Raw genomic sequence first — 25,234 nt, 5'->3', positions numbered from 1 at the left:
TAGTCAAGTAGCTTTTCCGGCAAGGCTTTCTTCTGATGTATGCGGATGTGCTGGAACTGGTAGACTGGCTAGCTTGAGGTGCTAGTGTCCCATGGACGTACGGGTTCGAGTCCCGTCATCCGCACCAAAATGTGTTGATGAAAGATGCAACACCGAAAACGTCGCACGAAAGTGCGACGTTTTTATGTATTTTCCGTTGCTTTTTCACTTGAAAAGTTGCAAAAAAACGAGTTTTTCAAAACCCTGGTATTGCCCCGCGAGAGGCGTCATTTTTGAGATGCACCCAGCCGTTTTCACGGTCTGGTGTGATTCGGACACACCGGCCTCAAAAAAAAGAAGAAAAATCTGCAACCGTGCTTCTCTCTTCTCTTACAGAGCGGAGAAACGGCGGTTTTCTTTTTCCGTTCGGTGACTGACGCATAATTTGGATAGACATCCGCAACCTAACATCTGTCACCGCAAGGAGAATTTCTATCCCGATATAGACTTTTCCCGCCAAGGCATAGAGTGCCGGTTTCATTTTATGATCACCAGCAGCAGAGCAGAGATCCCCACACGGCCCCTGTCGCGGCCCGTGTGGCGCATTCTGAGGGCATAACAGACACGGACGCGCCCCCCAGATGGACGAGGCCGTGTAAGCCCCGCAAGCGCCACATAAGAAAATACTGGCTGGGAAAAAGCCGCCCAGGGCATCCGAACACCTCGGATGCCCCTGGGCGGCTTTTTGCGTTTCATGAGAAAGGAGGTAGACATCATGTCAAGCAAAATCAGAAATCGCTTTACAGACGCTGAAATGCAAATTGCCAGAGGAACAGATCTGCCGGAGCTGTTGAGTCATCTGGGCTATCAGGTACTGCGGATCGGCAGATACCACACCACAGTCGAGATGGATAGCCTGCGAATCAAGGACCGGCGCACATGGGCCGGTACTCCTGGAATATCGGCGGAGACGCCATCACCTTCCTGCAGCAGTTTTACGGCAAATCCTTTCCAGAAGCCGTGGAGTACCTGTTGGCCTTCCATGGCAGAGCAAGAGATCCCCCCACCAATGCCATATCACCCATCAAGCGGGACGAGTCCTCCAAGCCCTTTGGCCTACCGCCCCGGAACGAGGATGACCGCAGGGTGTTTGCCTACCTGCGCAAGCTTGGTATCGCCCCGCAGGTGATCCGCCAGTTTTGGAACGCTGGCCTTCTGTATGAGGACGCCGTTCACCATAACTGCGTGTTCGTAGGTAAAGGCAGCGCAGGACAGGCAAAATACGCCGGTCTGCGTGGGGCCTATGACCGGGATGGAAAAGGCTTTCGCGGAGATGTGACCGGTAGCGATAAGAACACCGGGTTCTCCATTTCGCACGATCCCAGGCCGGATCGGGTGTTCGTGTTCGAGGCCCCTATCGGCCGTGTGAGTTATCTTACGCTTCATCGGGACACGGCCGACGCGGTGGCACTTTGCAGCCGTTACGATGGTACGCTGGGAGTCTAGCTGCGAGATCATCTGCAGATCCGAAACATTGTCCGGTGTCTGGATACAGATGCACCGGGGCGGGAGGGTGCCTGCCGTCTCAAGGAAACCTACACAGCAATGGGCCATGCCGTGACGGTGGAGGAACCCCGCAGCGGCAAGGATTGGAACGAGTACCTGCAAAAAAGAAAATCACCTGAAAGGGGAAGACATGCGCCTTTGTGCGATCGGGACGGTCTTCGTGCAGCTCATCCTCGGCCCGAATGCCTTCATCACAGGGCGGGGTTTTGCCAAAATGGGCATGACGACCGTCCTGATCGGGGCGGTGGCCAACATCGTCCTCGACCCGATCTTTCTCTTTGCCTTGAAACTGGGCGTGCAGGGCGCGGTGCTTGCGACGGTGCTCTCCCAAGGCCTTTCCTGTGCGTGGGTGATTGCCTTCCTCTGCGGAAGAAAAACAGTCCTGCGTCTGAGCGGAAGCAATCTCCTGAAGGGACTGAGTCTGCTGCCGCCATGCATTGCACTGGGTATGTCCTCCTTTGTTATGCAGTCGAGCGAGAGCATTATCACGGTGTGCTTCAGCTCCTCGCTGCTGCGCTATGGCGGGGGACGATTCTGCCGAGCGTCATGCAGTTTGCCCTGCTGCGCACGGACTTGGGGGGCGCACAGCCTATCGCCAGCTACAACTTCGGCGCGGGGAACACCGGGCGCGTAAAAAAGAGTTTTCGGCTCCTGCTCACGGCGAGTATGATCGATTCGGTTGTGCTCTGGGCCGGTGTAATCGCGTTCCCGCGACTGTTTGCCCAGATCTTCTCCAGCGACAGCACCCTGATCGACTTTACCGCCCATGACCTGAGGCTCTACTGCGGCGCACGGTTCATCTTTGGCGCGCAGACGGCCTGTCAGATGCCGTTCATCTCCACGGGGAACGCGCTCAGTTCCATCATTGTGGCCGTGCTGCGCAAGTTTCTCCTGCCGATCCCGCTGATCAATCTGATGCCGCACCTGATGGGCGATCAGACCACTGCCGTCTATCTGGCCGAGCTGGTTGCTGACGGACTTGCGGCGATCTTCACGGTGACGCTGTTCCGCTATCAATTCCGCAAGTCCCTGAGAAGCATGGAATACCAGATCGGAGGAATACCCGAAAAGAGAACTCCCGCCGGTCCGGACCGGACAGCGGGAGTTCAGCTTGTCCCCAAGGGCTGCGCCCCTTTTTACAGAGCGCTTCGGCATCATTCCTCCTTCTGCAGGTAGAAAACGTCGATCTTTTCCAGAATCTTATCGATCGCCACAGTGGCGGCGCCGTAGAGGATGAGGTCCTCCACACTGGAATAGCGGATGATGAGGTCTTTGTAGACTTCAGGCAGAAGCCGTTCTTTGGCGGCCTCCTTGATGGCATACATCATCACTTCACCGCCGCCGGACATGATGTCGGAGATGACGATCTCTTTGGGATCGTAGATGTTCACGATGTTCGCGATGCCGTAGCCTAGGTAACGGCCGACCCGCTTCACGGCGGACAGCGCGAAGGAATCTCCCTGGCGCATATGGTGGAAGACGGTATCCGCAGTGACCTTTTTTTCGGAATTCAGCGTGCTCTCCGGATGCTTGGGCAGCTCCGCCAGCACGTCCTTGACGAAGGCCAGCGCCGAGCAGTACATCTCAAGGCAGCCGCAGTTTCCGCATACGCAGCGCGCGCCCATGACGTTGATGGACATGTGGCCGACCTCGCCGAAGATCCCGCGGTAGCCGCTGATGATCTTCCCGTCGATCACGACGCCGGAACCGATGCCTTCACTGGCCAGCAGATGGACCAGAACGTCGTCGCTTCCGATATTGGCGCTGCAGTTCCATTCGCCGAGCGCTCCGGCGTTGGCGTCATGCTCCACGAAGACCGGCTGCTCGAAGGCGTCGCTCAGCTTTTTGTAGATGTCGATCTTTTCCCAGCCGACGAACTCCGTCATCACGGCGATGCGTCCCTCGCGGCGCAGGTAGGGACCGGGGACGGCCACGCCGATCGCGCAGCAGCTGCCGTATTTGTCGATCAGGCGCCTGGCGTCGGCGACAAGGCTCTGCAGCACGGCGGAGGCGCCTGTGGACGGTTCCAGCTTCTGATAGGTCTTGTCCAGAAGCTGGTTTTTGATGTTGAAGATGCCCACGCTGTAAGAGCGGCGGGCGATCTTGATGCCGACCACGTTGAAGTTCTCCGCGTTGAGCCGGATGCCGATGGAACGGCGGCCCAGATTGCCCTTCAGTGTGCCGGTCTCGGAAACGACGCCGGAGGAAAGCAGATCGTTGATGATATTGGTGATCGTAGCCTGCTTCAGGCCCGTCATGCGGGAAAGGTCCGCCCGCGTCAGGACGTCCTCCTTGGACAGAATGCGGAGGACGGAGACGCGGTTGCTCTCCTGAATATCAAAGCTGTTTTTTCCGATTTTTCCCACGGCACACACTCACTTCCCTGTTTGCGACCATTGTAACACAGGATCGCCGGATCTGCAACATCCGGCGGCGGGAAACGCTCATCCGGCAATGCATTGCCGGATGCCGCCCTCGGCAAAGCTCATGCAGATCAGCGCGCAGAGCGAAAAATGCGTGAACAGGACCAGCGGCAGCAGAAACGGACTTGTGAGCAGGAGCAGCAGGGTGCATGCGCCCACCAGCAGCAGCGCCGCGATATTCTGCCAGGTGCGGGCCAGGAGAAGAATGAGCGCGTTGCGGAATACCGCGCGCAGCGGAAGCTCCAGCTGTGCGGCAAGGGGAACGGCGTACATGCTGAAGGCAAAAACGACGTAGAGCCACAAAAGCAGGGCGGCGAGCAGCGGGAGCCGGCCCCGGCCGGAAGCGGCGGCCATGCAGGCGTTCCAGCCCAGGAAGAAGAGCGCAAGGCCGACAGGCGCGATGCAGCCCGGCAGCATGGAGCGGAGGAACCGGGTTCTGACGTCACGGAAAAAGTCCCGGAAGATGTGGACGTCCTGTGCGCGCTGCATGCGGAGCACCGCGCTGCAAAGCGCCGCCAGCGAGGCCGGGATGGTCACGACCGGGATGCAGCCGAGAAGGAAGGCGAGATTCAGCAGGATGAGATCGACCCAGTAATTCCGGACGACCTGAGAGAAGGTTTTCATGTTGTGTTCTCCGTCGTGTCGTTTTTCTTCAGTATAGCATAAAAGGGCGGGAATTGGCATCCCCGCCCTTCCGAAATTTTGATCAGCCGAAGCTGCTCCCGACCAGGACTTTGAGCGATTCGCTGGACATCTGCATCAGAATGGCATCCTTGAGCTGCTCCACCGGGAAGCGGTGCGTGATGATGGGGGCCAGCTGGATACGGCCCTGGTTGATCATGTCGACGGCACGCTGGTGCGTGTCGGGGTTGATCATGGAGCCGACGATCTTCAGTTCCTTCTGATAGACGTCTTCAAGGGTGAGCGGATGGGTCGCGCCGGCCTTGGGGACGCTGAAGAGCAGCAGGGTGGCGCCGCGCTTGGCGGAGGCGAAGGCCTGCGCCGTGGCAGCGGTGTTGCCGACGCACTCGATGACGACATCGACGCCGTCCACGCCGGTGCAGTCCCGAATACGCGCACTCAGATCTTCACGGATGGGATCGATCGCGGCGTCTGCGCCGAGCTGCAGGCCGATGTCGCGGCGCATGGCCACCGGCTCGCTCAGCAGGATCTGGGAGGCGCCGGACAGCTTTGCGAGCTGGACCATCAGAAGGCCGATGGCACCGCCGCCGATGACGAGGACCGTGTCGCCCACGCGGATTTGGGCCCGGTCGATGCCGTGGATGCAGCAGGCCAGCGGCTCGCCCAGGGCGCCGAACTCCAGCGGCACATCGGGCGCGAGCAGGAAACACTGCGCCTCCGGTGCGTAGCAGTATTCGGCAAAGCCGCCGTCACGGTTCACGCCGATGGCATAAAGGCTGGTGCAGAGCTGTTTTTTGCCGATGCGGCAGTAGTGGCACGCACCGCAGTAGCAGTTGGGATCAACGGTGACATGGTCGCCCACGCGCAGCCCTGTGACCTGCGCGCCGACGGCGGCGACCGTGCCGGAGAGCTCGTGGCCCAGCACGACCGGCGGCGTCACCGCGGCGGAGCCCTTGTCGCCGTGGTAGATATGGACGTCCGTGCCGCAGACGCCGCAGGCGGCTACCCGGATGAGCACCTCGTGCGGGGCAAGGGGATGCTCCGGCATGTCCCGCGTTTCAAATTCGCCGTTTCCCAGAAAATAGGTTCCTTTCATGGTGTGTCCTTTCCCTCCATGACGCTGCGCAGCCAGGTGAGAGAAGTCGCGGCGTCCTGATCCAATTGTTCATTGCTTGCGCCGCCGGAGAGGTCCCGCCAGAGGGAAACGTCCCGGCCGACCTGGCCGCCCATGCGCACGAACGGTTCCATGACGACACCGCCCGCGTAGCCGATGCTGCGCAGCGCCCGGCCGATGGCGGCCCAGTCGAAGCGGCCGTTCGGGCCCGGGCAGCGGCGGTTTGCCTCGCCGACGTGGAAATGGCCCAGCAGCGGGCCGCTCTTGCGGATGGCGTCCGTCAGGGAATCCTCTTCAATGTTCATGTGGAAGGTGTCCAGCATGACCTTGACGTTGGGACGGTTCACCGCCCGGACATAGGCGAGGCACTCGTCCGCGGTGTTGATCATGTAGCCTTCAAAGCGGTTGAGCGCTTCCATGCAGAGCGTGATGCCGTGATCGGCGGCAAGATCCGCAAGGCGCTGCATCCGCGCGACGCTCCGATCCGTATCGGCGGCCTTGTCGGTCTCCGGCGTACACTGCGCCGGCCAGTAGGAATAGAGCGCACCGCCGAGGCGGTCGATCCCGGCCAACTCCATTTTCCGAAACATGTCGGCGTAGAAGCGGAAAGCGGCCTCCACCTGGGCGGGGTCGGTGCCGGCGAGGTCATGCCCTTTGCGAGGGCCGTAGCCGCCGGTCAGGCGGAGGCCGTTGGCCTTTGCAGCCGCAGCCAGCTCCCGGAAGAAGCGGTCGTCCTCCCGGTCGAAGGCGCCGCAGGCGACTTCCAAGATGTCAAAGCCCAGACGGGCGCATTTTTCGGTGTAGGGGACGAAGTTCCCGCCCCATTCCTTTTCCCAATAGGCGTAATAAATTCCGTATTTCATGGCAGTTCCTCAGTAGACGCGAATCTCAAAGATACGGGCCTCGGGGCAGCCGTGCGTCGCACGGACCGTGACGCGGACGGCATCGCAGACAGTGCCGTCAAAGGCGAGGCGGTTCAGACGCTGCCCATTGTCCCGCATCTCACGGCCGGCCACGACGGCGCCGCCCAGCAGGAGCTCGACGTCGTAGTCCCGCACGAGCTCGTGCGGGAGGCCCTTGACCTGGCGCTTTTTTACATTTTTGATCAGCGAGGGCTGAATCTCATGGCTGAGATCGGTATCAAAGGTGAGGCGCACCTCCTGCACCGGGGCCGCCCCGGAGAGCGTGAGCGTGAGGCTCTGCGGCTGCGTCAGCGGCGCGGAGATCCAGCAGTTGGAAGCCTTGCCGACGGCGCGGGAATAGCCGTTGATGACGTGGACGGCTTCGCCGCCGGCTGTCTCACTGGTGGCAGAGACCGAGGCGCTGCGCGCCAGATCGGACTCGTCGGTGTTGCGGTGGCCGGGTATGTAGCAGTCATTTTTCAGAAGGAGCTGCTGCAGCTCGCGGATGTGCTTTTCGCCGATCTCGCGCGGATCGCAGCCATGGCGGACCGCCAGCGCGGCGGCGGTGCCGGAGGCCTGGCCGCCGACGGCGCAGGTGCCCATGACGCGGCAGGAGGAGAACGCCATTTTGGAGGTGCTGATGTCCCGGCCCGCCAGCATCAGATTTTTGACATTGCGGCTGTAGTAGCAGCGATAGGGGATGGAATAGTGCCCTTCGAAATTATAGACGCGGGAGCCGACACTGGCCAGCTCCTTTGCGCCGCCCGGCACATGGACATCCATCGGCCAGCCGCCGTAGGCGACGGCGTCGTCAAAGACGCGGTTGGCGCGGACGTCGTTTTCGTTGAGGATATAGTCGCCGATGAGGCGGCGGCTCTCCCGGTAGCCGGGCACCATGCTGACCCACTCGAGATCGAGGTTCTGTGCGCCGTGGTCCGCCTGGTTCTTGATGTGGTCCCAGACGCCGTAGAGCACCTTCAGGAGGTCGTCGCGGATCTGCTCGCTCTCCTGGATGATGTCGTCGCAGTCGCCGCCGAGTTCGATCCACCAATAGCCGGCGTCGACATTGGAGAACTCGGGGAGCTGATTTTTGCCGGCGTCAACGGTCACAAGGCCGCCGCCGTCCGCCTGGGCGCAGACATGATCCACGTGGGGACGGTATTTTAGGTCCTCTTCCGTATAGGTGTTGGCCCAGACCGGCTTGATAAACGTCACCGGTTCGCCGCGGTCCGTCGCGGCGAACATGATGGTGTTGCCCATTTTGTTGCTGTTGGCCTGCTCGGGGGCCGTGGGCTCGTTGAATTCGTATTTGGATTCAGAGCCGACACGGCTCTCCGCCCCGGCCAGCACGCCGACCGTGCCGTGGCCGGTTGCGTCGACAAAGATGGTTCCGCAGACGGTCCAGCGGGTCTCGGTGGTGTTCTGATGGCCGATGACGGCGCGGATGCGGCCGTCCTCCGTGACGATGTCCTCAATGTTGGTGTTGAGGAAGGCCGTGATGTTTTCCTCCATCTTGACCTTCTCCCAGATGATCATGTCAAAGATGGGGAAGTCGGCGTAGGGATTGCGGCGCTTGTTGTCCAGGAGAATCTCCTCGATGATGCCGGTTTCGCGCAGGTTGGGCTTGGAGGAGTGGCAGTTGGCGCCGACGATGTGCATGCGCGTTTCAGAGCTGCCGGTGCCGCCGAAAACGGAACGGTTTTGAATGATCGCGACCTTTACGCCCTCGCGCGCTGCGGCAATCGCGGCGCAGACGCCGGAAAAGCCGCCGCCGATGACAACGACGTCGAAGGACGCTGTTTTTTCATGGATAGCCATAGCTTTTTGACCTTTCCCAGGCTTTTCAGTCCTGAATATCCACGACCACCTTCATGGTGTGCTCGCGGTTGGCGTCGATGTACCGGTAGGCGGCGAGGAAGTCTTTGAAGGCAAAGTGCCGGGTGATGAGCGGCTTGAGCTGCACCTTGCCCTCGGCCACGATGCGCAGCGCGTCCACGTAATCCTCGTGGCGGTACATCATCGCGGTGTCGAGCGTGAGCTCGGAATCGTTGAGGCGGGCGAGGTCCACCTTGGCCCAGTCGGCAAAGACGGCCACGAGGATGATCTTTGCGCCCTTGCGGCTGTTTTGGATGGCCATATCCATCGTGGCGTTGTTTCCGGCGCACTCGTAGATGACGTCGGCCTTATCGGGGCCGAATACCTGCTCGATTGCATCGGCATAGCTGACCCTGGCGGTGTTGATCGCATAATCTGCGCCGAGGGACCGGGCAAGCTCCAGCCGGTAGTCGGAGACGTCGGTGATAAGCACCTTGGCCGCGCCCAGCGCCTTGCAGGACTGCGCAAGCAGGAGGCCGATGGGGCCGCAGCCGATGATGGCGACGTTTCCGCCGACAAGGCCATCGAACCGCTTCGCGGCATGGACCGTGACGGACAGCGGCTCGATGAGCGCTGCCTCGTCATAGGACATGGAATCCGGAATGACGTCCACCTTGGAGGCGTCGACGGCAAAATACTCGCTGGCGGCACCGGTGGTCTGGAAGCCCATAACCTTGAGCTCGTTGCAGAGGTTGTATTTGCCGTGTGTGCAGGGATAGCATTTTCCGCAGGTGACCTGCGGCTCCAGCACGACCTTCTGTCCCGCCGAGAGGCTGGTCACGGCGCTGCCGACTTTGACGATCTGACCGGAGACCTCATGGCCCTGGGTCACGGGATATTTGGTGTAGGGGTGTTTGCCGTGATAGACGTGGATGTCCGAGCCGCAGATGCCGAGACGCATCATTTTCACAAGGACCTGGTCTTCTTTGATCTCCGGGATGGCGACATCCTGAAATTCGATCACGCCGGGGGCAGTCATCACTTCTTGCAGCATAGTTTCAAATCTCCTTTTGCGCGTTTTGCGTGAAAACAATTCACCGGTAAATGAATCAATAGATCCGGACCTCATAGATCCGGGCATCTTCGCAGCCATTGGTGGCGAGAACGTGTACGCGCACACTGTCGCAGAGCTCGCCACTGAAGGCGGCGGTGTTCCGCCGCTGGTGGTTGTCCGTGGCCGTTTGGGCGGCAACGACCGCGCCTGCGCGGAGAAGCTCCACGCGGTAGTCCTTCACCAGCGTCCGGGCGACGCCCGTCGGCTCTTTCTGGAGGAAGGCCTTGGAAACGGAGATGCAGCGTTCCTCGCTGAGGTCCGGGTCGAAAACCAGCCGGACTTCATGGACAGGCGCCGGCTCCGCAAGGGTCAGCGTGAGCGTTTCGCCGCTTTCGCGCAGGGCGCCGGAGCGCCAGAGATTGCTCTGCCCGCCCTCCCGGCGTGTGACGCCGGAGATGATATTTTTTGCGGCGAAGCCGGGCTGTTCGCTGCTGGCGGAAACAGAGGCGCGGAGCGCCAGGTCGTTCGGATCCTCGTTTTTCTGCCCCATGACGTACAGGTCGCAGGCCAGGAGCTTTTGCTGGAGCTCGTGCATATACTGTTTGCCGTACTGCGCGGGCGTCAGCTTTTTCCGGGAGGCGTTCGCCGCGGCCACACCGACGGCCTCGCCGCCGACAGCACAGGTGCCCATCACGCGGGTGGAGCCCATGGCGAGCTTGGAGGCGGAAATGTCGCGCCCGGCCATCATCAGGTTGTCGATGGTCCTGGAGCAGTAGCAGCCATAGGGGATGGAATAGAGGCCCTTGAAGGAGCGGACCACGGACGGGATCTGGCCCTTGGCCCCGAAGCCCGCGGCGGTATGCTCGTCCATGGGCCAGCCGCCGTAGGCCACGGCATCTTCAAAGATCCGGTTGGCGAGGATGTCCTGCTCCTTCAGGACGTAGTCGCCCATCAGGCGGCGGCTCTCGCGCATGCCGCCCAGATTGCCGACCCAGACGAGCTCATAATTCTCCGCGCCGTGGTCGCCGCCGTTTTTGATGTGGTCCCACACGCCGTAGACCGTGCGGTAAAGCTCCCAGCGGATGTCCTCGGACTGCCTGATGATGTCGTCCCAGTCGCCGCCCAGCTCGATCCACCAATAGCCACTCTTGACGTCGTATTTTTCCACCAGCTCGTCGGAGTGGCTTTCATAATCCTCGCCCGGTTTCAGCACCACGACGTCGTCGGCGCTGTGGTAGACCACGATGTCGCCGTGGTACCGGTGCTTGAAGTCGGATTCGTCAAAGGTATAGGCCCAGGAGGGCTTCACAAATTTCACCGGATGGCCGCGGTCCTCCGCCACGAAATAGATCGTGTTGCCCATGGTTTTGCCGTCCGGCACGTCGGGGGCGTCTTCTTCCCGGTATTCGTCCCTGCCCTCCCGGCCGATCTTGTATTCGGCACCGGCCATATAGCCGAGCGTGCCGTTGCCGGTCGCATCCACAAAGACGTCGGCCGTCAGCTCCATCCAGAGCTCCGTCGTCATCTGATAACAGTCGATGGAGGAGATGTGCTTTCCGTCGGAGTGTACAGCGGACATGGTGGTGTTCATGCAGAGCGTCAGGTTCTTCGTTTCCTGCGCGGCGTTCCACAGAACGCCGTCCCAGATGGAATAGTTGTAGCTGTCGTTGAGGTATTTGTTCTCCAGCTGAAGCTCCATCAGGATGCCGGTCTCTGCCGCGTCTCTCTTGCCCCAGTGGCAGGACGCGCCGGAGATGTGCATCCGCATCTCGGAGCTGGCGTTGCCGCCGAAAACGCTGCGGTCCTGTACAAGGGCGGTCTTTGCACCCTGCCGCGCGGAAGCCATGGCCGCGCAGAGGCCGCTCATGCCGCCGCCGACCACGACGACATCAAAATGCCGTTTTTGGGGAGCTTGCTGCGTGTGATCCGGAATTTCGTGAACGTATTCTTTCATTGTGCACCTCACATCGAAAAAAGATGAGCAGATGGGCAAAAAGCGACTGGAGCTCAGCCGCTGATTGCAAAGGTCCGGTATCAGCCCTTGACCGCGCCTGCAGTCAGACCGCTGACCAGCTGCTTGCCGAGGAACGTGAACACCAGGAGAATCGGGATGATCGCAAGTGTTGCTGCGCCGCAGAGGGGGCCCCACTCCTGGCCGAAGAAGCCGATATAGTCGTAAATGGCCATCTGGATGTTTTTCAGCGCATAGCCGTTGACCATGACCGTGGCGGTGATGAATTCGTTCCAGGCGCCGATGAAGGCAAACAGGGCCGCCGCCGCAAAGGACGGACGGATGACCGGCGGGATGATGCGGGTGATGATGTAGGCCTGGCTGCAGCCGTCGATGCGGGCCGCTTCCTCGATCTCCCGGGGCAGGCCGCGTACACCGGAGATGAGCATCCAGATGACGAGCGGCAGGTTATAGGCCGTGTAGAGCAGCGGAAGCGTATACCAGTGGTTCGTCAGATGGAGCTTCATCATCATGAGGTAGTTCGGAATCAGCAGGACGGAGCTGCCCGTGGAGAGCGGAATGCCGATGACCACGATGTAAAAGAGCAGCTTTTTCAGCGGGAAGCGGCGGCGCTCGAAGCCGTAGGCGGCAAGGTACCCGAGGACCAGGCAGGCCAGGATGGTCAGAAGAGAATAGACGACGCTGTTCCAGGCGGTCTGCAGGAAGCTCTGGGCAAAGACCTGCTTATAGTTGTTCCAGGTGACGGTGAAGTTGAAGACCTTCGGCGGATAGGCCGAGATGTCCTGCGGCGTTTTCAGAGAGGTGATGATGCACCAGAAGATCGGAAGGGTCGTCAGAAAGGCGAGGACCACCAGCATCAGCGCGCTGCATGTTTTTCTGGCCGCCTTTTTCGCGGTTTTATTCATGGCTTTCATACGCTCCCTTCCGACTCAGATTTTGTAATTGCTCACTTTGATATACAGCACGATGATCAGCGAGGTGATCAGCATGATGAGAATGGAAAGCGCCGCAGAGGTGCCGAACTGATAATAGCGGAAGCCGAGATTGTACTGGAAGAGCGTGATGACGTTGGTGGCGTCGTTCGGCCCGCCGCTGGTCAGGACCTTCGGCACGGTGTTGTTGGTGAAGTTGGAAACGGTCAGGACGATGATCGACAGCAGGAGTTGCGTCTTGATGAGCGGCAGCTTGATGTGCCAGAGCAGCTGCCAGGGCGTGGCGCCGTCCACCTTTGCCGCCTCGAGCAGGACCGGGTCCAGGCTCTTGAGGCCGGCCAGGATCATGATCATGGCGTAGCCGACCAGACGCCACGTCAGCACGAAGATCAGGGCGATGATCGCCGAGTTCTTGTTTTCCACCACGTAGATGGGGTTGTGGCCGAGTGCCTTGAGGATCATATTGAACAGGCCCAGGTCGCCGTTGAAGAGCCAGCGCCACAGGAGGGCCGCGACCATCATGGAGATGACCCAGGGAATCAGGCCGAACATCTCGATGAGGTAGGCGAACAGGCCGTGTTCCCGGTCCACCCAGAGCGCCAGGAGCAGGCCGATGCCGACCGACAGGAGTGTGGAGATGATGGTGATCTCAAACGTGAACAGGAGGGACTTGCTGATGCGGACGTCTTTCAGAAGCCGCAGATAGTTGCCGAGGCCGACAAAGTCGCCCTTTACCAGATAGTCCAGATTATAAAGGCTGCAATAGAGCGTATAAAAGAGAGGGATGACCAGCAGGAAGATGAGCACGAGCATGGCCGGTGCCACATATCCCATGGATCTGAGCTGTGTGCGTTTTTCTTTCCGTTTCACAAGTTTTGCCCTCCACATGGTTGCCCCTTTCAGGGAAAATGTTGATAGATCATTTTTGGCGCAGACTGCGCAGCAGGGCGGAAAAGTCTCCGCCGGCGGCCGTGCACGGGCCGTTTTGCCGGTTCCAATGGAAGGAAATGCGTTTTTTTCACAAAAACGCATTTCCTTCCATTGGGACACCCTGTCCGGGAGCCCCTGATCAGCGTCAGGGGCTCCCGCAGGGAGAAAACAGCGGGGATGTTTAACGGTTGTTGTTGGTGTTGAAGATCGTCTCTGCATCGCTGAGCGCCTTCATGTAGTCGGTCTCACCGGTCAGGATGGCCTGGACCGGGCGGTTGAGGTCGAGCTTCCAGCCGACGAACGCCTGGGTGTTGGAGGGCAGCCAGCCGTCCGAGAAGGCCTCAAGCATGCTGTTGAGGTACTTGTTGCTGTCATCGATGGTGATCTGCTCCACCGTGGACTTGCGGTTCGGAGCCTGCGCACCGTCGTTGATCCACAGCAGGTCGGATTCGTTGTCGTACATGAGCTCAAGGAATTTGCCGGCGAGCTCCTTGTTCTTGGAGCCGCTGTAGACGCCGGCGAACCAGCCGTCGATGATCGTGCCGCCGGGCAGGGGCGCGAACTGGATGGTGGAGCCGTCGAAGGAGGCGTTGGTGCGGGACGTGCCGAGACGGACCGCAGAGGCGATGGTCATGGCGTATTTGCCGGAGGCAAACTCAGTGTAGATGTCCTCGATGGTCTTGTTGACGGAGTCAGCCGGGGTGACGCCGGTGTCGATGCACTTCTTGATCCATTCCAGAGCGGCAACACCGCTCTCGTTAGCCCACTTGGCAGTGCCGTCCTCGTTGAAGAGGGTACCCTGCTCCTGGAGCAGCCAGTTGACGATCGCCTGGGCGTCGTTGCTTTCGGTGGAGAAGCTCATGCCGAGACCGTAGACCTGCTGGCCGTCGATCTCCCTCGTCAGCACCTGGGCGGCGTTGTAGAGCTCATCGAAGGTGGTGGGGACTTCCAGGCCCGCGGCCTCCAGAAGGTCTTCGCGGTAGAAGAAGCCGGTGCAGTTCTTGTTGAGGCAGAGTGTGTAGTGCTTGCCGTCGCGCTCGCCGAAGCGGAAGAAGCCGTCATCGACGTCGTCGATCTGATCCTGGGTCCAGCTGCCCATGAACAGGTTCTCCAGCGGCTCCAGCAGGCCGGCGTTCAGAACGCCAAACAGCTCGTCGCGGGCGCACCACATGATGTCGGGAGCTTCGCCGGTGGTGGCGGCTGCCATGAACTTACCGGTCATGGTGTCCCACTGCTGCGGCTCGACAACGATCTTCACGCCGGGATTCTCCGACTCAAAGCGGTCGATCATTTTCTGCAGAGCGATGGAACGGCCATTGCTGGTGTTGGTGGGGTCCAGGAAGGTCCACATCCGGATGGTGACGTCTTCGCCGTTGGTGTCAGCGGAAACGGCGACGTCTTTGGTTTCATTGGCCGGAGCGGGGGTCTCGTTGGTTGACGGGGTGCCGCTGCAGGCGACAAGAGAGCCAATCATCAGTACGGCCAGGAGCGTTGCGATTACCTTTTTCATAACAATCCTCCATTTCTATTTAATACCTTTTTCGGTATCAAACTTCTTTTTATGCCGGGGTATGAAGCGTCTGGCCCGAGCCTTCGGGAGCGGGGTGTTCCGCCAGAAACGCTTCCACGTCGGCCTTGCCGGGGATGGCGGGAATGGCGCCGAAGCGCTGCACGGAGAGCGCGCTGGCGGCGTTGCCGAAGCGAAGGAGCGACTGCAGCTCCGCGGAGGACCAGTCTGCGCCGCCGTGCTGCAGAAGCTGATAGAGCACGGCGCCCATGAAGGTGTCCCCGGCGCCGGTCGTGTCGGCGACCTTGACTGAATAGCCGGGCGCATACTGCATCTGATCGCCGCAGAAAACGTAGCTGCCCGCGCCGCCGCAGGTCACGAACAAAAGCCGCAGGCTCGGATAGTCACGCAGCATCTGACGGCCCTGCGACGGGATGTCTTGGTCGCCGTAGAGGAAACGGCACTCTTCATCCGACAGCTTTGCCACGTCGCAGAGCGTAAGGCCCTCTTTGATGTACTTTGCCGCGGTCTGCTCGTCGCACCAGAGATTCCGGCGCAGATTGGGATCGTAGGAAACGAGTAGGCCCTTTTCCCTGGCATAGCGGGCCGCGGCGAGCGTCGCCGAGCGGGCCGGTTCTTCCGTCATGGAAACGGATCCGAAATGGAAGATGCGGGACTGCTCGATCAGGTCCAGCCGAAGCTCTTCCTTTGTCAGGCTCACATCGGCGCAGCCGATCCGATAGAAGGAAAAGCTGCGGTTGCCGGCTTCGTCCAGCGAGACCATGGCGATCGTGGTGTTTTTCGACGGATCCAGAATCATGCCCGCCGTGTCGATGCCGACCTCATCCAGAACGCCCTTGAGCCAGTTCCCGATGAAATCGCCGCCGGCCTTGGCGAGGAAGGCCGTTTTCAGACCCATCCGCGTGCCGCAGGTCAGCACATTCGCCGGGGCGCCGCCCGCGTTGCCAGTAATCTGTATGCACGTATCCGCACTCGCAATCGCATCGATCAGGACTTCACCCAGCGCACAAATATCATACATAAGCGTATACTCCGTTACTTCTTCTTATCTCAATTTATTAATTAAATAAATTAAGTCATTGACATAGTAGCATAGCAAGCCGGAAGTGTCAATCGGGTTTTGTGTTGAAAATCCACAAAAATAACTTTCTGTGTGAATCGTACAAGTGGACTTGACCTGAATTGTGCATTCTGCCGTGTCTGCGTAGGCGGGAACAAAACCGAAAAGCGGGAGCGCTGCGCTATTGGATGGAATCAACACCCCCGTCATTTTTTGGTACAAAGAAAAGGCAGGCACATGGTGGGTTTCCATGCGTCTGCCTTGATCTTACAGCCTCACTTAGCCGGAGGCCTCAGTTTGCCAGAAAAGCTCAGCCGAGCTGCTTCGCCTTCTGGTATGCTGCCTCGACCGCGTCGAAGCAGACGCTGCGGCACAGGAGGATCATCCCCTCGCCCACGGTGCAGGGCGTGTTCGGCATGATGCGGATGATCTTCTTGTAAGAGTCCAATATGTATTGTACTCTTACAAGGTACCCTTGTTTTTTTGGTAAATCACGCTTGACATGTCCCGTTTGGGATGATATACTATCAGTCGTGTTCAAAGACAGCAGGGGGCGTAAGCCGTAACTCCTGCCGAGAATGCAGCCACAACGAACGAGATTTTTTTGTGCTGTTTTCGCTGCTTTGAATGCGAAAGCAGCTTTTTTGTTGCGTCTGCATCGGGAAAGTTGAACTCAAATCCAACGGAGGTGAATTCCAAATGCCTAACGCAAAGGTTCTCAGTGAGAAGCAGGCCATCGTGGCTGAGCTGACCGAGAAGCTCAAGAGCGCTTCCAGCGGCGTATTGGTGGACTACAAGGGCATCACCGTGGCCCAGGATACCGCTCTGCGCGCCGAGTGCCGCAAGAATGAGCTGGACTACGCCGTGGTGAAAAACACCCTGGTGCGCTTCGCCATCAACAACGTGGGTATGGAGGAGATGGATCCCGTTCTCAACGGCACCACTTCCATGGCCCTGTCCCACGGCGATCCCATCGCCCCCATGCGCGTGATCAACAAGTTCGCCAAGCAGTTCAACGGCGCCAAGTTTACCATCAAGGCCGGCTTCATGGACGGCAAGGTGCTCTCCATGGACGAGATCCGGGCCCTGGCCGAGCTGCCCTCCAAGGAGGCCCTGCAGGCTCAGGTCCTGGGCACCATGCTGGCCCCCATCACCAGTCTGGCGATCGTCCTGAAGGCGATCTGCGAGCAGAAGGGCGGTACGGTAGAGGCCGAGGCCCCCGCCGCCGCCGAGTAAGTCCCACCCCATTTTCTCAAAACACAACATTTATTAGGAGGTAACATATCATGGCTTCTGAGAAGATTACTGCCCTCATCGAAGAGGTTAAGGGCCTGACCGTTCTGGAGCTTTCCGAGCTCGTTCACGCCCTGGAGGATGAGTTCGGCGTTTCCGCCGCCGCTATGGCCGCTCCCGCTGCCGGCGGCGCTGTCGCTCCCGCCGCCGAGGAGAAGACCGAGTTCGACGTCGTGCTGGCCGAAATCGGCGCTGAGAAGATCAAGGTCATCAAGGCTGTCCGCGAGATCACCGGCTTGGGCCTGGCTGAGGCCAAGGCCGCGGTCGAGGCTGCCCCCAAGGCCATCAAGGAAGGTGTCTCCAAGGACGAGGCCGAGGAACTGAAGAAGAAGCTCGAGGAAGTCGGCGCTAAGGTAGAGCTGAAGTAAGCTTTCCCTACCGCAGCTTGTGGTCGAGCAGGAGACCATTTCCTCTCACTTTGTTCCACAAAAGCCCGGAGCAGCTTAAGCTGCTCCGGGCTTTTGGTTGAGTGCTCATTCAATCTGAACGCGCAGCCCATCCCCTTTGCGCCGACAGTCTCGGCTCCGGCTTCGCATGACTATCGCCAAAGAGTGGCACGGCTGACACGCTCGGAGCCCAAAGCAAAAGGACATCCGTTCGGATGTCCTTTTGCTTTGGAAGGGACGGTCAAAATCGATGCTGAAGTCAAGAAAAATGTGCGAAAGATAAGGATTGCGGCGAGCGTATCCGCGAGGCGCGGCTCAAGCTCCCGGAGTATATCCTTGATTCCCGAGACCGGACGCAGCGGCGCGCATGGGAGTCTCTATCATACACAGCTGCGGGGGAACGCCGCGAAGTGGGACAGAGGTCCACTCGCAAGGCGTAGACCGCCCATAGGACGGCAAAGACGCAGCGACCATGCGGCGGCAGGGGGGATCAAAAATGCCGTGCCGCTTCTGGGCGGCACGGCATTTTTTACCACAGGGAAACACAACCTAATCGGGAAGAGTTCGTCACGCTCCGGCGGATGTGCGATACGCGTCCTTACACCGGTCCATCCGCACGGCTCCACACGCCCGAGCGCCCCGTAATTACATCAGCTTGGCGGAGTTGATCTTCACGCCGGGGCCCATGGTGGAAGCACATACGCAGGAGCGGATGTACTGTCCCTTTGCCGCGGAGGGCTTGGCCTTGACGATGGCGCCGATAAGAGCGTTGAAGTTCTCCGTGAGCTTCTCCGCGCCGAAGGAGACCTTGCCGATGGGGCAGTGGATGATGTTGGTCTTGTCCAGACGGTACTCCACTTTACCGGCTTTGATTTCGGTGACGGCCTTGGCCACGTCGGGCGTGACCGTGCCCGCCTTGGGGGAGGGCATCAGGCCCTTGGGGCCCAGGATCTTACCCAGGCGGCCCACGACGCCCATCATGTCGGGGGAAGCCACGACCACGTCGTAGTCAAACCAGTTTTCCTTCTGGATCTTCTCCACCATGTCCATCTCGCCCACAAAGTCGGCGCCGGCTGCCTTGGCGGCTTCGGCCTTGTCGCCCTTGGCGAAGACCAGCACGCGCTGGGTCTTGCCGGTGCCGTGGGGGAGGACGATGGCGCCGCGGACCTGCTGGTCGGCATGGCGGGAGTCCACGCCCAGCTTCACGTGCAGTTCTACGGTCTCATCGAACTTGGCGGGAGCGGTCTTGACCACCAGCTCCATGGCCTCAGCGGTATCGTACAGGGCGGCCTTGTCGATGAGCTTGGCGCTCTCCTGATATTTCTTGCCTCTAAACATTACACTTACCCTCCTTCGCCTTACTCGCCGACCACAACGCCCATGGAGCGGGCGGTGCCGGCGATCATGCTCATGGCCGCCTCGATGCTGGCCGCGTTCAGGTCGGGCATCTTGGTCTCGGCGATCTTGCGCACGTCCTCTTTGCTGATGGTGGCCACCTTGGTCTTGTTGGGGACGCCGGAGCCGGACTCGATGCTGCACGCCTTCTTAATGAGGACGGCGGCGGGAGGCGTCTTGGTGATGAAGGTGAAGGAGCGGTCGGCGTAGACGGTGATGACCACGGGGATGATCAGGCCCACGTCGTTCTTGGTGCGCTCGTTGAATTCCTTGGTAAAAGCGGCGATATTGATGCCGTGCTGGCCGAGGGCGGGACCCACGGGGGGAGCGGGAGTCGCCTTGCCGGCCGGAATCTGCAGTTTGACGTAACCAGTAACTTTCTGTGCCATTTGAAACAGCACCTCCTACGAAAAATGTGGTTGGAAGCGGAACCCGTTCCGGGTCCCTCCCACGTGCGGGGGATAAGGCCGCCAGGCGGCCCTTAGCGGTTGACCGGCTCCACCTGGTCGAGCTCCAGCTCGACCGGGGTCTCGCGGCCAAACATGGAGACTACGACGCGGACCTTGCTGCGGTCCAGGTCGATCTCCTCCACGGTGCCCAGAAAGGATTCCAGAGCGCCGTCGGTGATCTTCACGCTGTCACCCACCTGATAGCCCACGACGATCTCGCGTTTCTCCACGCCCAGGGCGGCGATCTCCTCGTCCGTGAGGGGAATCGCCTTGTTGCCCGAGCCTACGAAGCCGGTGACGCCGCGGACGTTGCGCACCAGGTGCCAGGTCTCGTCCGTCATGACCATCTTAACCAGCACGTAGCCGGGAAATACCTTGCGTTCCACGGTCTTGGGGCCGTTGTCGGTGATCTCGGTGACAGTCTCCATGGGTATGTTGACCTCGTGGATCAGCTCGTGCATGCCGCGGTTTTCCACGGCTTTCTCGATGCTGGCGGCCACAGTGTTCTCATAGCCGGAATAGGTATGGGCCACATACCATTTCGCGTTGTCAGCCATTTCGCACCCTAACCCTTGCCGAACAGGGCCAGCAGGGCGCTGATCACGGAGCTGGCCAGCCAGTCGAACAGCCAGATGCAAATGCCCACGATAATGCAGCAGACGATGACGATGATGGTGTTGTTGAGGGTCTGCTTGCCGGTGGGCCAGACGACCTTCTTCAGCTCGCTCTTCATTTCCTTGAACCACTTGCCGATGCGGGCGAAGATGCCGGGCTTGGCGTCCTTTTTCTTGTCGGGCTTAGCGTCCTTCTTTTTGTCCGCCTTGGCGGGCTTTTCGGGGGCGGCCGTTCCTTCTTCCTCGACAGAGGCCTGCTCGAGCTTCTCGTTTTCAGACATTCCGTTTAACCCTTCTTTCTTCTGAGCCGTTTCAGCACTCATTACTTGGTCTCGTTGTGAACCGTGTGCTTCCTGCAGAAGGGGCAGTACTTGTTCAGCTCCAGACGGTCGGGAGTATTCTTCTTGTTCTTGTTGGTGACGTAGTTTCTCTGCTTGCACTCGGCGCAGCGCAGGGTGATCTTCACCCGGGAACCAACCTTTGCCATGTGTTCGGCACCTCCTTCATTTGTTGGCCGCGGACATAAAAAATGCCGGACGCGGCCTGTGGGCCGAATCCAGCAACGCACGGGCGCGCTTTGCGCGCCCCGATCTACGTTACGGTGCGGATCCGGCAAGCTTGCCTCCCTATGTCCTCCGTTGGAAGGGAAAGGGTTTCATGCGTCATCACACCGTAAAAATGCCCACAAAAAAAGAGCCCTTTTTCATAGGTGAAAATAGTTTATCATAGCTGTTCCGGCAAGTCAAGGCTTTTTCCTTGTTTTTTACATGGTTTCCCTGTATAATGCGTAGCGTACGAAGCCGCCGCCGTGCGGCCGCTTCGCGGGAGCGTTTCACTGTGAGAGCAGAGGAGAGGATATCGTTGCGCATTATGGCCATTGATTACGGCGACGCCCGAACGGGCGTGGCCATTTCGGATCCAACCGGCCTTCTGGCCGGACACACTGCCGTGATCCGCAGCCGCAAACCGGAGTTTGTGGCGGAAGAGCTGGCGCGGATCGCGGCGGAACACGGCGTGGAGGAGCTGGTGATGGGCTTTCCACGAAACATGGACGGCACCGAGGGGCCCCGGGCAGAGCGCTATCGTGCGTTTGCGGACCGGGTGGAAGAGGCGGTGGGCCGCAGGCCGGTGCTCTGGGACGAGCGCCGGACCACGGTGGAGGCCCACAACATCCTCCATGCCTCCGGCAAGCGGATGAAAGAGCACAAAAAGACGGTGGACGCAGTGGCGGCTACGTTGATCCTGGAGGGCTATCTGACCTACAAGAGAACACAGAAGCCCTGATTACGGCACAGAGGAAAAGGAGAACGGTCAAAATGGCGGTAAATGCGATTGTGGTGAACGTGATCTATCAGGCGAAGCCCGGCATGCGGGAGCGGTTTGTGGAAGAAGTAACGCGGCACGGAATCTTAAGCGAGACCCGGGCGGAGGCGGGGTGCCTCCGATATGAGTATTTTGCGGCGCTGGATGATCCGGACCGTCTCTTCCTGCTGGAGCACTGGGCGGATCAGGCGGCGGTGGAGCGCCACAGGGGGACGAAGCACATGGCGCAGCTGCAGGAGCTCAAGCGCATTTATGTGGCGGAGTGCGTCATCCAGCGGTTTGATCCCCCTGCGCCGGTTTGCTGAACAGTTCCCGCAGGCCGATGACGATGAGAAAGCCGCCGAAGCATCGGTGGAGCAGTTCCACATCCAGGGCGGTAGCGGCCCAGGCGGCCAGCGCGGTCCCGGCCAGTCCGGTCAGAATGGCCGGGAGCAGGGCGCCCCGGTCGATATATCCATTTTTGATGTGGGCGGGCAGGGCCGTGGCCGCGGTGGGGAGAAAGTAGAGCAGATTGATCCCCTGGGCCAGGGTCTGGGGGATGCCGGCGAAGGCGGTCATATAGATCAGCAGCAGCGTGCCGCCGCCGATACCGAAGCCGGAGAGTACGCCGGTGGCCGCCCCGGCGATGAGCGGAACGAGCCAGCCCATCAGAACAAGAGGGCCTTGACGCCGCCGTAGAGGATGAGCAGGGCGAAGGCCCGCCGCAGCCAGGTCATATTCAGACGCTTGAACACCCGCCCGCCGAGAAAGCCTCCTGCCAGCCCGCCGGCCAGATAGGGAAGGGCGGCCGTCAGATCCAGCCCGCCCCGGAGGAAGTAGATCGCCGAGGAGAGTGCGCACAGGGGCAGGATGATGGCGATGGACGTGGCGAAGGCCCGGCGCTGGTCCAATCCGCACCAGCGGGTGAGCAGGGGCACCAGGATCATGCCCCCGCCGCCGCCGAAAAAGCCGTTGGCAAGGCCGGCGGCGCCTCCGGCTGCCGCGCTGCGCAGCCGGGACGAAGTCTGTTTTTCCAAAAAGCATCCCTCCATTGGCGTTAGTTTGCCAATGGAGGGATCTTTTATGCGCGAAAGCAGGGAGGCGGACGATGCGCCCGCCGGCGCTTACGGCTGCAGACCGGTCAGAGCCATGACCACGTCGCCCGCCAGCATAAGGCCGGCGACCGGGGGAACCCAGGCCACGCTGCCGGGAACACTGCGGCGGCCGGGCGGGGGAGCTTCCCGCTGTTCGGCGGCCTTTGGTGCCTCCGGCGACCATAGGACCCGGTGGTGGAGGATGCCCCGCTTACGCAGCTCCTTGCGCACCACCCGGGCCAGGGGACAGCCCTCGGTCTGGGCCAGGTCCCCAATGCGGAACTGCGAGGGGTCCAGCTTATTGCCGGTGCCCAGGGAAGAGAGGATGGGAAGGCCGCGGCTCAGGGCGGTCTCGATCAGGTCCAGCTTGCAGGAAACCAGGTCGATGCAGTCCACCACATAGTCGTACCGCGTCCCGAAAAACCGCTCCCGGGTCTCCGGCTCGTATTTTTCGGCCAGAACGGTGAGGCGGCATTCCGGGTTGATGTCCGCCGCACGTTCCGCCATGGCCTGGGCCTTGGGCCGGCCCAGGGTGGAGACCGTGGCTTCCGCCTGCCGGTTCAGGTTGGTAAGGCCCACCTCGTCATGGTCGATGAGGGTGAGCGCGCCCACGCCGGAGCGGGCCAGGGCCTCGGCGCACCAGCTGCCCACGCCGCCCAGGCCGAATACGGCCACGTGGGCGGCGTTCAGCCGCGCCATGCCTTCCCGGCCCAGGAGCATTTCCGTGCGTAAAAATCGTTCGTCCATCGCAAAGGCCTCCCATACTGTGCCGGCCGAAGGGGGAGCGGCCCCATCCGGCCGGCGGATCGAAACAGGCAGGGCGCCTGCTTCCCCATCATCTGCATGACGGCCGGGGCCCGATTGCTTGTGCAATCGCCGCCCCGGCCGTCATGGGAAGGGTCCGTTCCGACGTGCATACCGCCGGAACGGACGGAGTTGCCTTTTGTCCCGCCGCCTCCCCGCGCGGGGAGCGCGGCGTCCGGAAAACAGCAAAGCGGGCAACGGCAACCCGGTGCGGAGCTGGGATGCCGCCAGACGGCCGAGCCGGATTACCGGATCAGCCCACGTAGGAGAGGCCGCTGCCTTCGACGACCTCCAGCCCCTCGGTCAGACCGTTGACCCAGGCGGTCAGCTGATCGTTGAGCAGGGTGTTGCGCACGCTGATCGTCCACTTGGGGTCGTTCCAGGACTGGAAGTAGATCACATGCCAGCCCTGCTGGCCGCTCTGGGTATTTTCAATCAGGCCGGTATCGCCCTGGGTGTGTTCATCGTTGAAGATCCAGTCGTTGAAGCCGGCAAACATCTGGCCGTCGTAGACCGCTTCATACAGGCCGCCGTTGGTATTGGAGCCGGTATCGTCGGAGTGCGCTTCGGCCAGGGCGCCGAACGATTCGGCGGTCCGCTCTCCGCTCTCCCACTGGGCCAGCAGGTCCTCGGCCTCGGCCTTGGCGGCGTCCAGGGCCTCCTGCGTGGGCACGGCGGACTCGTCCACATCGCTGGTGGCGGCGTCATCCTCCTGGGTCAGCTCGGCTTTGATGAGGATATGGCGGATGTCGGCGGTGGGGGTCTCGTCCAGATAGCGGTCCAGGAAGAGCACCACATAATAGCCGCCGCTGCCTTCGATGACCTCCACGTCGCCGGCCTTGCGGTCCGCGTCGGTCAGCCAGCTGCCGTAAGTGGAATAGGAGGACAGGCTGGAGCCGGAGGTGCCGGTGCGCAGGGAGTAGTCGGGGTCGCTCTCATAGGACGCGCGGCTGCTCTCGGCCACATAATCGGGGGCCAGTTCGGCAAAGGCGGCGCTGCGGTCGTCGGCCGCGGAGACCTTGGAGACCAGCTCGTCCGCTTTGACCTTGGCGGCGGCCAGAGCGGCGGCCTTTTCTTCCTCCGTAGCCTCCACGGTATTGCCCTCGGAATCAGTGCCGCTGGGAGCGGTGCCGCTGATAAAGAGGTAGCGATAGTCGTAGCTGTCCAGCTCGGCGGCGTGCGCTTCATAGTAGGTCTGGATCTCCTCGTCGGAGACGGCGAAGGAGTCGGAGATCTTGGTGGTGTAGCTGTTGACCAGGGCCGCGCGCTTCATGCAGGTTTCATAGCGGCTGGGGGTCATATAGGGCCCGAAGACCGCCTTCAGATAGGTGGCATAGGTGTAACCGTTGGAGGAGGAGTTCTCCTTCATGGTGTTCACGGAGGCGGCCACATGATCCAGTTCCTCCTGGGTGAGGGTAAAGCCCTCGGCCTCGGCGGCATTTTCCACGGCGGCCACCTCGGTCAGCGTCTCCAGAGTGGTCTGAAGGAACTTGTCATGATAGCTCTGGGTCTGGTTGGCGTCCACGTACTGCGTGCGCAGATCGCTCTGGGGGTCAAAGGCGTAGGTCTGGTAGTACTCGTACTGCACCAGACTGCGGTAATAGTATTCCACGTCGGCGGGACTGTAATCCCGGCCGCCTACGCTGACGGCGGTCGTACGGCTCTGGAAGAAGCCGGAGTGCCACACCAGCAGCACGACCACAAGAGCAGCGACCACGATCCCGATGACCGTATATAGTATGGCCTTGTGCTTGGCGGCTTTCTGTTCCTCAAGCTCCTTCCGCTGCTTTTGCGACAGACCCTGATTGGGGTCGTTTTGGCGCTGTTTCTTTTCTCTGGATGCGCTCATTTGTAGCTTCAGTCCTCTCGTAAATGTTGCTTACACGATAGCATTTTGACATTATACAGGAAATTGGCCCGGCTTTCAAGCCCCAAACGATGTTTTACAGTTTGTTCAAACAAAAGCCCCGGGAAAAAAGA

29 protein-coding genes, 1 tRNA gene, 1 pseudogene and 1 other annotated feature are annotated in these 25,234 nt (G+C 60.5%); of the genes and pseudogenes, 9 read left to right on the top strand and 22 right to left on the bottom strand.

Translation table 11 applies throughout. From position 1 onward, the window contains the following. Positions 1-41: 41 nt before the first annotated feature. A tRNA-Leu gene (locus MR825_RS04135) sits at positions 42-127 on the top strand. Positions 128-325: 198 nt separating this feature from the next. On the opposite strand, the gene MR825_RS04130 is transcribed toward MR825_RS04135, so the two are convergent. Then, positions 326-520 (bottom strand): hypothetical protein, encoded by a 195-nt coding sequence (locus MR825_RS04130; protein ID WP_287879049.1) that lies wholly within the window; start codon positions 518-520, stop codon positions 326-328. Positions 521-918: 398 nt separating this feature from the next. Between MR825_RS04130 and MR825_RS04125 the strand changes: the two genes are divergently transcribed. The 4 genes and pseudogenes from MR825_RS04125 to MR825_RS04110 all read left to right on the top strand — a co-directional run bounded on the left by MR825_RS04125 (position 919) and on the right by MR825_RS04110 (position 2,721). Beyond that, positions 919-1,485 carry a DUF3991 domain-containing protein gene (locus MR825_RS04125; RefSeq protein ID WP_287879048.1) on the top strand — a complete coding sequence of 189 codons (567 nt, stop codon included), beginning with the start codon at positions 919-921 and terminating at the stop codon, positions 1,483-1,485. Beyond that, positions 1,486-1,584: pseudogene (locus MR825_RS14370) on the top strand (hypothetical protein); the annotation flags it as partial. Positions 1,585-1,705: 121 nt separating this feature from the next. Further along, on the top strand, positions 1,706-2,179 hold the full coding sequence (locus MR825_RS04115; protein WP_287879046.1) for a polysaccharide biosynthesis C-terminal domain-containing protein: 474 nt from the start codon (positions 1,706-1,708) through the stop codon (positions 2,177-2,179). After that, positions 2,092-2,721, top strand: coding sequence for an MATE family efflux transporter (locus MR825_RS04110; protein ID WP_287879045.1), 630 nt, complete (start codon positions 2,092-2,094; stop codon positions 2,719-2,721). Before MR825_RS04115 ends, MR825_RS04110 begins: the two co-directional genes overlap by 88 nt. On the opposite strand, the gene MR825_RS04105 is transcribed toward MR825_RS04110, so the two are convergent. The 12 genes from MR825_RS04105 to MR825_RS04050 all read right to left on the bottom strand — a co-directional run bounded on the left by MR825_RS04105 (position 2,700) and on the right by MR825_RS04050 (position 16,365). Further along, positions 2,700-3,911 carry an ROK family transcriptional regulator gene (locus MR825_RS04105; RefSeq protein WP_186907022.1) on the bottom strand — a complete coding sequence of 404 codons (1,212 nt, stop codon included), beginning with the start codon at positions 3,909-3,911 and terminating at the stop codon, positions 2,700-2,702. The two genes, MR825_RS04110 and MR825_RS04105, sit on opposite strands and share 22 nt — an antisense overlap. Before the next feature lie 78 nt (positions 3,912-3,989). Further along, complete coding sequence (locus MR825_RS04100; protein WP_186907023.1) at positions 3,990-4,592, bottom strand: YesL family protein; 603 nt, start codon at positions 4,590-4,592, stop codon at positions 3,990-3,992. 82 nt (positions 4,593-4,674) lie between these two features. Further along, the gene (locus MR825_RS04095) at positions 4,675-5,706 is read right to left on the bottom strand and encodes a zinc-dependent alcohol dehydrogenase family protein (protein WP_186907024.1); all 1,032 of its coding nucleotides are present in this window, start codon (positions 5,704-5,706) and stop codon (positions 4,675-4,677) included. After that, complete coding sequence (locus MR825_RS04090) at positions 5,703-6,587, bottom strand: D-psicose 3-epimerase (protein ID WP_186907025.1); 885 nt, start codon at positions 6,585-6,587, stop codon at positions 5,703-5,705. The genes MR825_RS04095 and MR825_RS04090 overlap by 4 nt, the downstream gene beginning before the upstream one ends. 9 nt (positions 6,588-6,596) lie before the next feature. Further along, a complete protein-coding gene (locus MR825_RS04085; protein WP_287879043.1) occupies positions 6,597-8,444 on the bottom strand; it encodes an FAD-dependent oxidoreductase in 1,848 nt (615 codons plus the stop codon). 25 nt (positions 8,445-8,469) lie between these two features. After that, on the bottom strand, positions 8,470-9,495 hold the full coding sequence (locus MR825_RS04080; protein WP_287879042.1) for a zinc-dependent alcohol dehydrogenase: 1,026 nt from the start codon (positions 9,493-9,495) through the stop codon (positions 8,470-8,472). Positions 9,496-9,550: 55 nt separating this feature from the next. Then, positions 9,551-11,449 carry an FAD-dependent oxidoreductase gene (locus tag MR825_RS04075; RefSeq protein WP_186907028.1) on the bottom strand — a complete coding sequence of 633 codons (1,899 nt, stop codon included), beginning with the start codon at positions 11,447-11,449 and terminating at the stop codon, positions 9,551-9,553. An 80-nt stretch (positions 11,450-11,529) separates the two neighbouring features. Continuing rightward, entirely contained in the window at positions 11,530-12,381 is an 852-nt protein-coding gene (locus MR825_RS04070; protein ID WP_243204706.1) for a carbohydrate ABC transporter permease, read from the bottom strand. A 15-nt stretch (positions 12,382-12,396) separates the two neighbouring features. Then, positions 12,397-13,269, bottom strand: coding sequence for a carbohydrate ABC transporter permease (locus MR825_RS04065; RefSeq protein WP_287879040.1), 873 nt, complete (start codon positions 13,267-13,269; stop codon positions 12,397-12,399). Positions 13,270-13,510: 241 nt separating this feature from the next. Next, complete coding sequence (locus MR825_RS04060) at positions 13,511-14,839, bottom strand: ABC transporter substrate-binding protein (RefSeq protein WP_256176099.1); 1,329 nt, start codon at positions 14,837-14,839, stop codon at positions 13,511-13,513. A gap of 49 nt (positions 14,840-14,888) precedes the next feature. Next, positions 14,889-15,878: a carbohydrate kinase family protein gene (locus MR825_RS04055; RefSeq protein ID WP_186907032.1), complete on the bottom strand. Its 990-nt coding sequence runs from the start codon at positions 15,876-15,878 to the stop codon at positions 14,889-14,891. A 349-nt stretch (positions 15,879-16,227) separates the two neighbouring features. Beyond that, positions 16,228-16,365: a hypothetical protein gene (locus tag MR825_RS04050; protein WP_186907033.1), complete on the bottom strand. Its 138-nt coding sequence runs from the start codon at positions 16,363-16,365 to the stop codon at positions 16,228-16,230. A 71-nt stretch (positions 16,366-16,436) separates the two neighbouring features. Then, positions 16,437-16,572: a sequence feature (ribosomal protein L10 leader region), on the top strand. A 44-nt stretch (positions 16,573-16,616) separates the two neighbouring features. On the opposite strand from MR825_RS04050, the gene rplJ reads away from it, so the two are divergent. Next, positions 16,617-17,153 (top strand): 50S ribosomal protein L10, encoded by a 537-nt coding sequence (gene rplJ, locus MR825_RS04045; protein ID WP_186907034.1) that lies wholly within the window; start codon positions 16,617-16,619, stop codon positions 17,151-17,153. 50 nt (positions 17,154-17,203) lie between these two features. Next, positions 17,204-17,578, top strand: a complete 375-nt coding sequence (gene rplL / locus MR825_RS04040) for a 50S ribosomal protein L7/L12 (RefSeq protein WP_287879038.1) — start codon at positions 17,204-17,206, stop codon at positions 17,576-17,578. A gap of 663 nt (positions 17,579-18,241) precedes the next feature. Here the strand turns inward: rplL and rplA are convergent. The 5 genes from rplA to rpmG form a co-directional block, all read right to left on the bottom strand. Continuing rightward, positions 18,242-18,934, bottom strand: coding sequence for a 50S ribosomal protein L1 (rplA, locus tag MR825_RS04035; protein ID WP_186907036.1), 693 nt, complete (start codon positions 18,932-18,934; stop codon positions 18,242-18,244). Positions 18,935-18,954: 20 nt separating this feature from the next. Further along, positions 18,955-19,380 (bottom strand): 50S ribosomal protein L11, encoded by a 426-nt coding sequence (rplK, locus tag MR825_RS04030; RefSeq protein ID WP_186907037.1) that lies wholly within the window; start codon positions 19,378-19,380, stop codon positions 18,955-18,957. 92 nt (positions 19,381-19,472) lie between these two features. After that, the gene (nusG, locus tag MR825_RS04025) at positions 19,473-19,997 is read right to left on the bottom strand and encodes a transcription termination/antitermination protein NusG (RefSeq protein ID WP_186907038.1); all 525 of its coding nucleotides are present in this window, start codon (positions 19,995-19,997) and stop codon (positions 19,473-19,475) included. Between the two features lie 8 nt (positions 19,998-20,005). Beyond that, positions 20,006-20,335, bottom strand: a complete 330-nt coding sequence (gene secE, locus MR825_RS04020) for a preprotein translocase subunit SecE (protein WP_186907039.1) — start codon at positions 20,333-20,335, stop codon at positions 20,006-20,008. 41 nt (positions 20,336-20,376) lie between these two features. After that, complete coding sequence (rpmG, locus tag MR825_RS04015; protein ID WP_186907040.1) at positions 20,377-20,541, bottom strand: 50S ribosomal protein L33; 165 nt, start codon at positions 20,539-20,541, stop codon at positions 20,377-20,379. A 374-nt stretch (positions 20,542-20,915) separates the two neighbouring features. On the opposite strand from rpmG, the gene ruvX reads away from it, so the two are divergent. Together ruvX and MR825_RS04005 are read left to right on the top strand one after the other, a co-directional pair. Continuing rightward, positions 20,916-21,338 (top strand): Holliday junction resolvase RuvX, encoded by a 423-nt coding sequence (ruvX, locus tag MR825_RS04010; protein WP_186907041.1) that lies wholly within the window; start codon positions 20,916-20,918, stop codon positions 21,336-21,338. Positions 21,339-21,370: 32 nt separating this feature from the next. Further along, complete coding sequence (locus MR825_RS04005) at positions 21,371-21,682, top strand: putative quinol monooxygenase (protein WP_186907042.1); 312 nt, start codon at positions 21,371-21,373, stop codon at positions 21,680-21,682. Here the strand turns inward: MR825_RS04005 and MR825_RS04000 are convergent. The 4 genes from MR825_RS04000 to MR825_RS03985 all read right to left on the bottom strand — a co-directional run bounded on the left by MR825_RS04000 (position 21,645) and on the right by MR825_RS03985 (position 25,103). Then, positions 21,645-22,025, bottom strand: coding sequence for a sulfite exporter TauE/SafE family protein (locus tag MR825_RS04000; protein ID WP_186907043.1), 381 nt, complete (start codon positions 22,023-22,025; stop codon positions 21,645-21,647). The genes MR825_RS04005 and MR825_RS04000 overlap by 38 nt on opposite strands. Further along, complete coding sequence (locus MR825_RS03995; protein ID WP_243204707.1) at positions 22,025-22,393, bottom strand: sulfite exporter TauE/SafE family protein; 369 nt, start codon at positions 22,391-22,393, stop codon at positions 22,025-22,027. Before MR825_RS03995 ends, MR825_RS04000 begins: the two co-directional genes overlap by 1 nt. A gap of 87 nt (positions 22,394-22,480) precedes the next feature. Continuing rightward, the gene (locus MR825_RS03990) at positions 22,481-23,197 is read right to left on the bottom strand and encodes a tRNA threonylcarbamoyladenosine dehydratase (RefSeq protein WP_186907045.1); all 717 of its coding nucleotides are present in this window, start codon (positions 23,195-23,197) and stop codon (positions 22,481-22,483) included. Between the two features lie 310 nt (positions 23,198-23,507). After that, a complete protein-coding gene (locus MR825_RS03985) occupies positions 23,508-25,103 on the bottom strand; it encodes a peptidylprolyl isomerase (protein WP_287879033.1) in 1,596 nt (531 codons plus the stop codon). Positions 25,104-25,234 lie beyond the last annotated feature (131 nt).

Origin of the sequence: Lawsonibacter sp. (assembly GCF_022777125.1) — a bacterium.
Classification (GTDB): domain Bacteria; phylum Bacillota; class Clostridia; order Oscillospirales; family Oscillospiraceae; genus Lawsonibacter_A; species Lawsonibacter_A hominis.
This window is presented reverse-complemented; position numbering and strand designations above follow the sequence as displayed.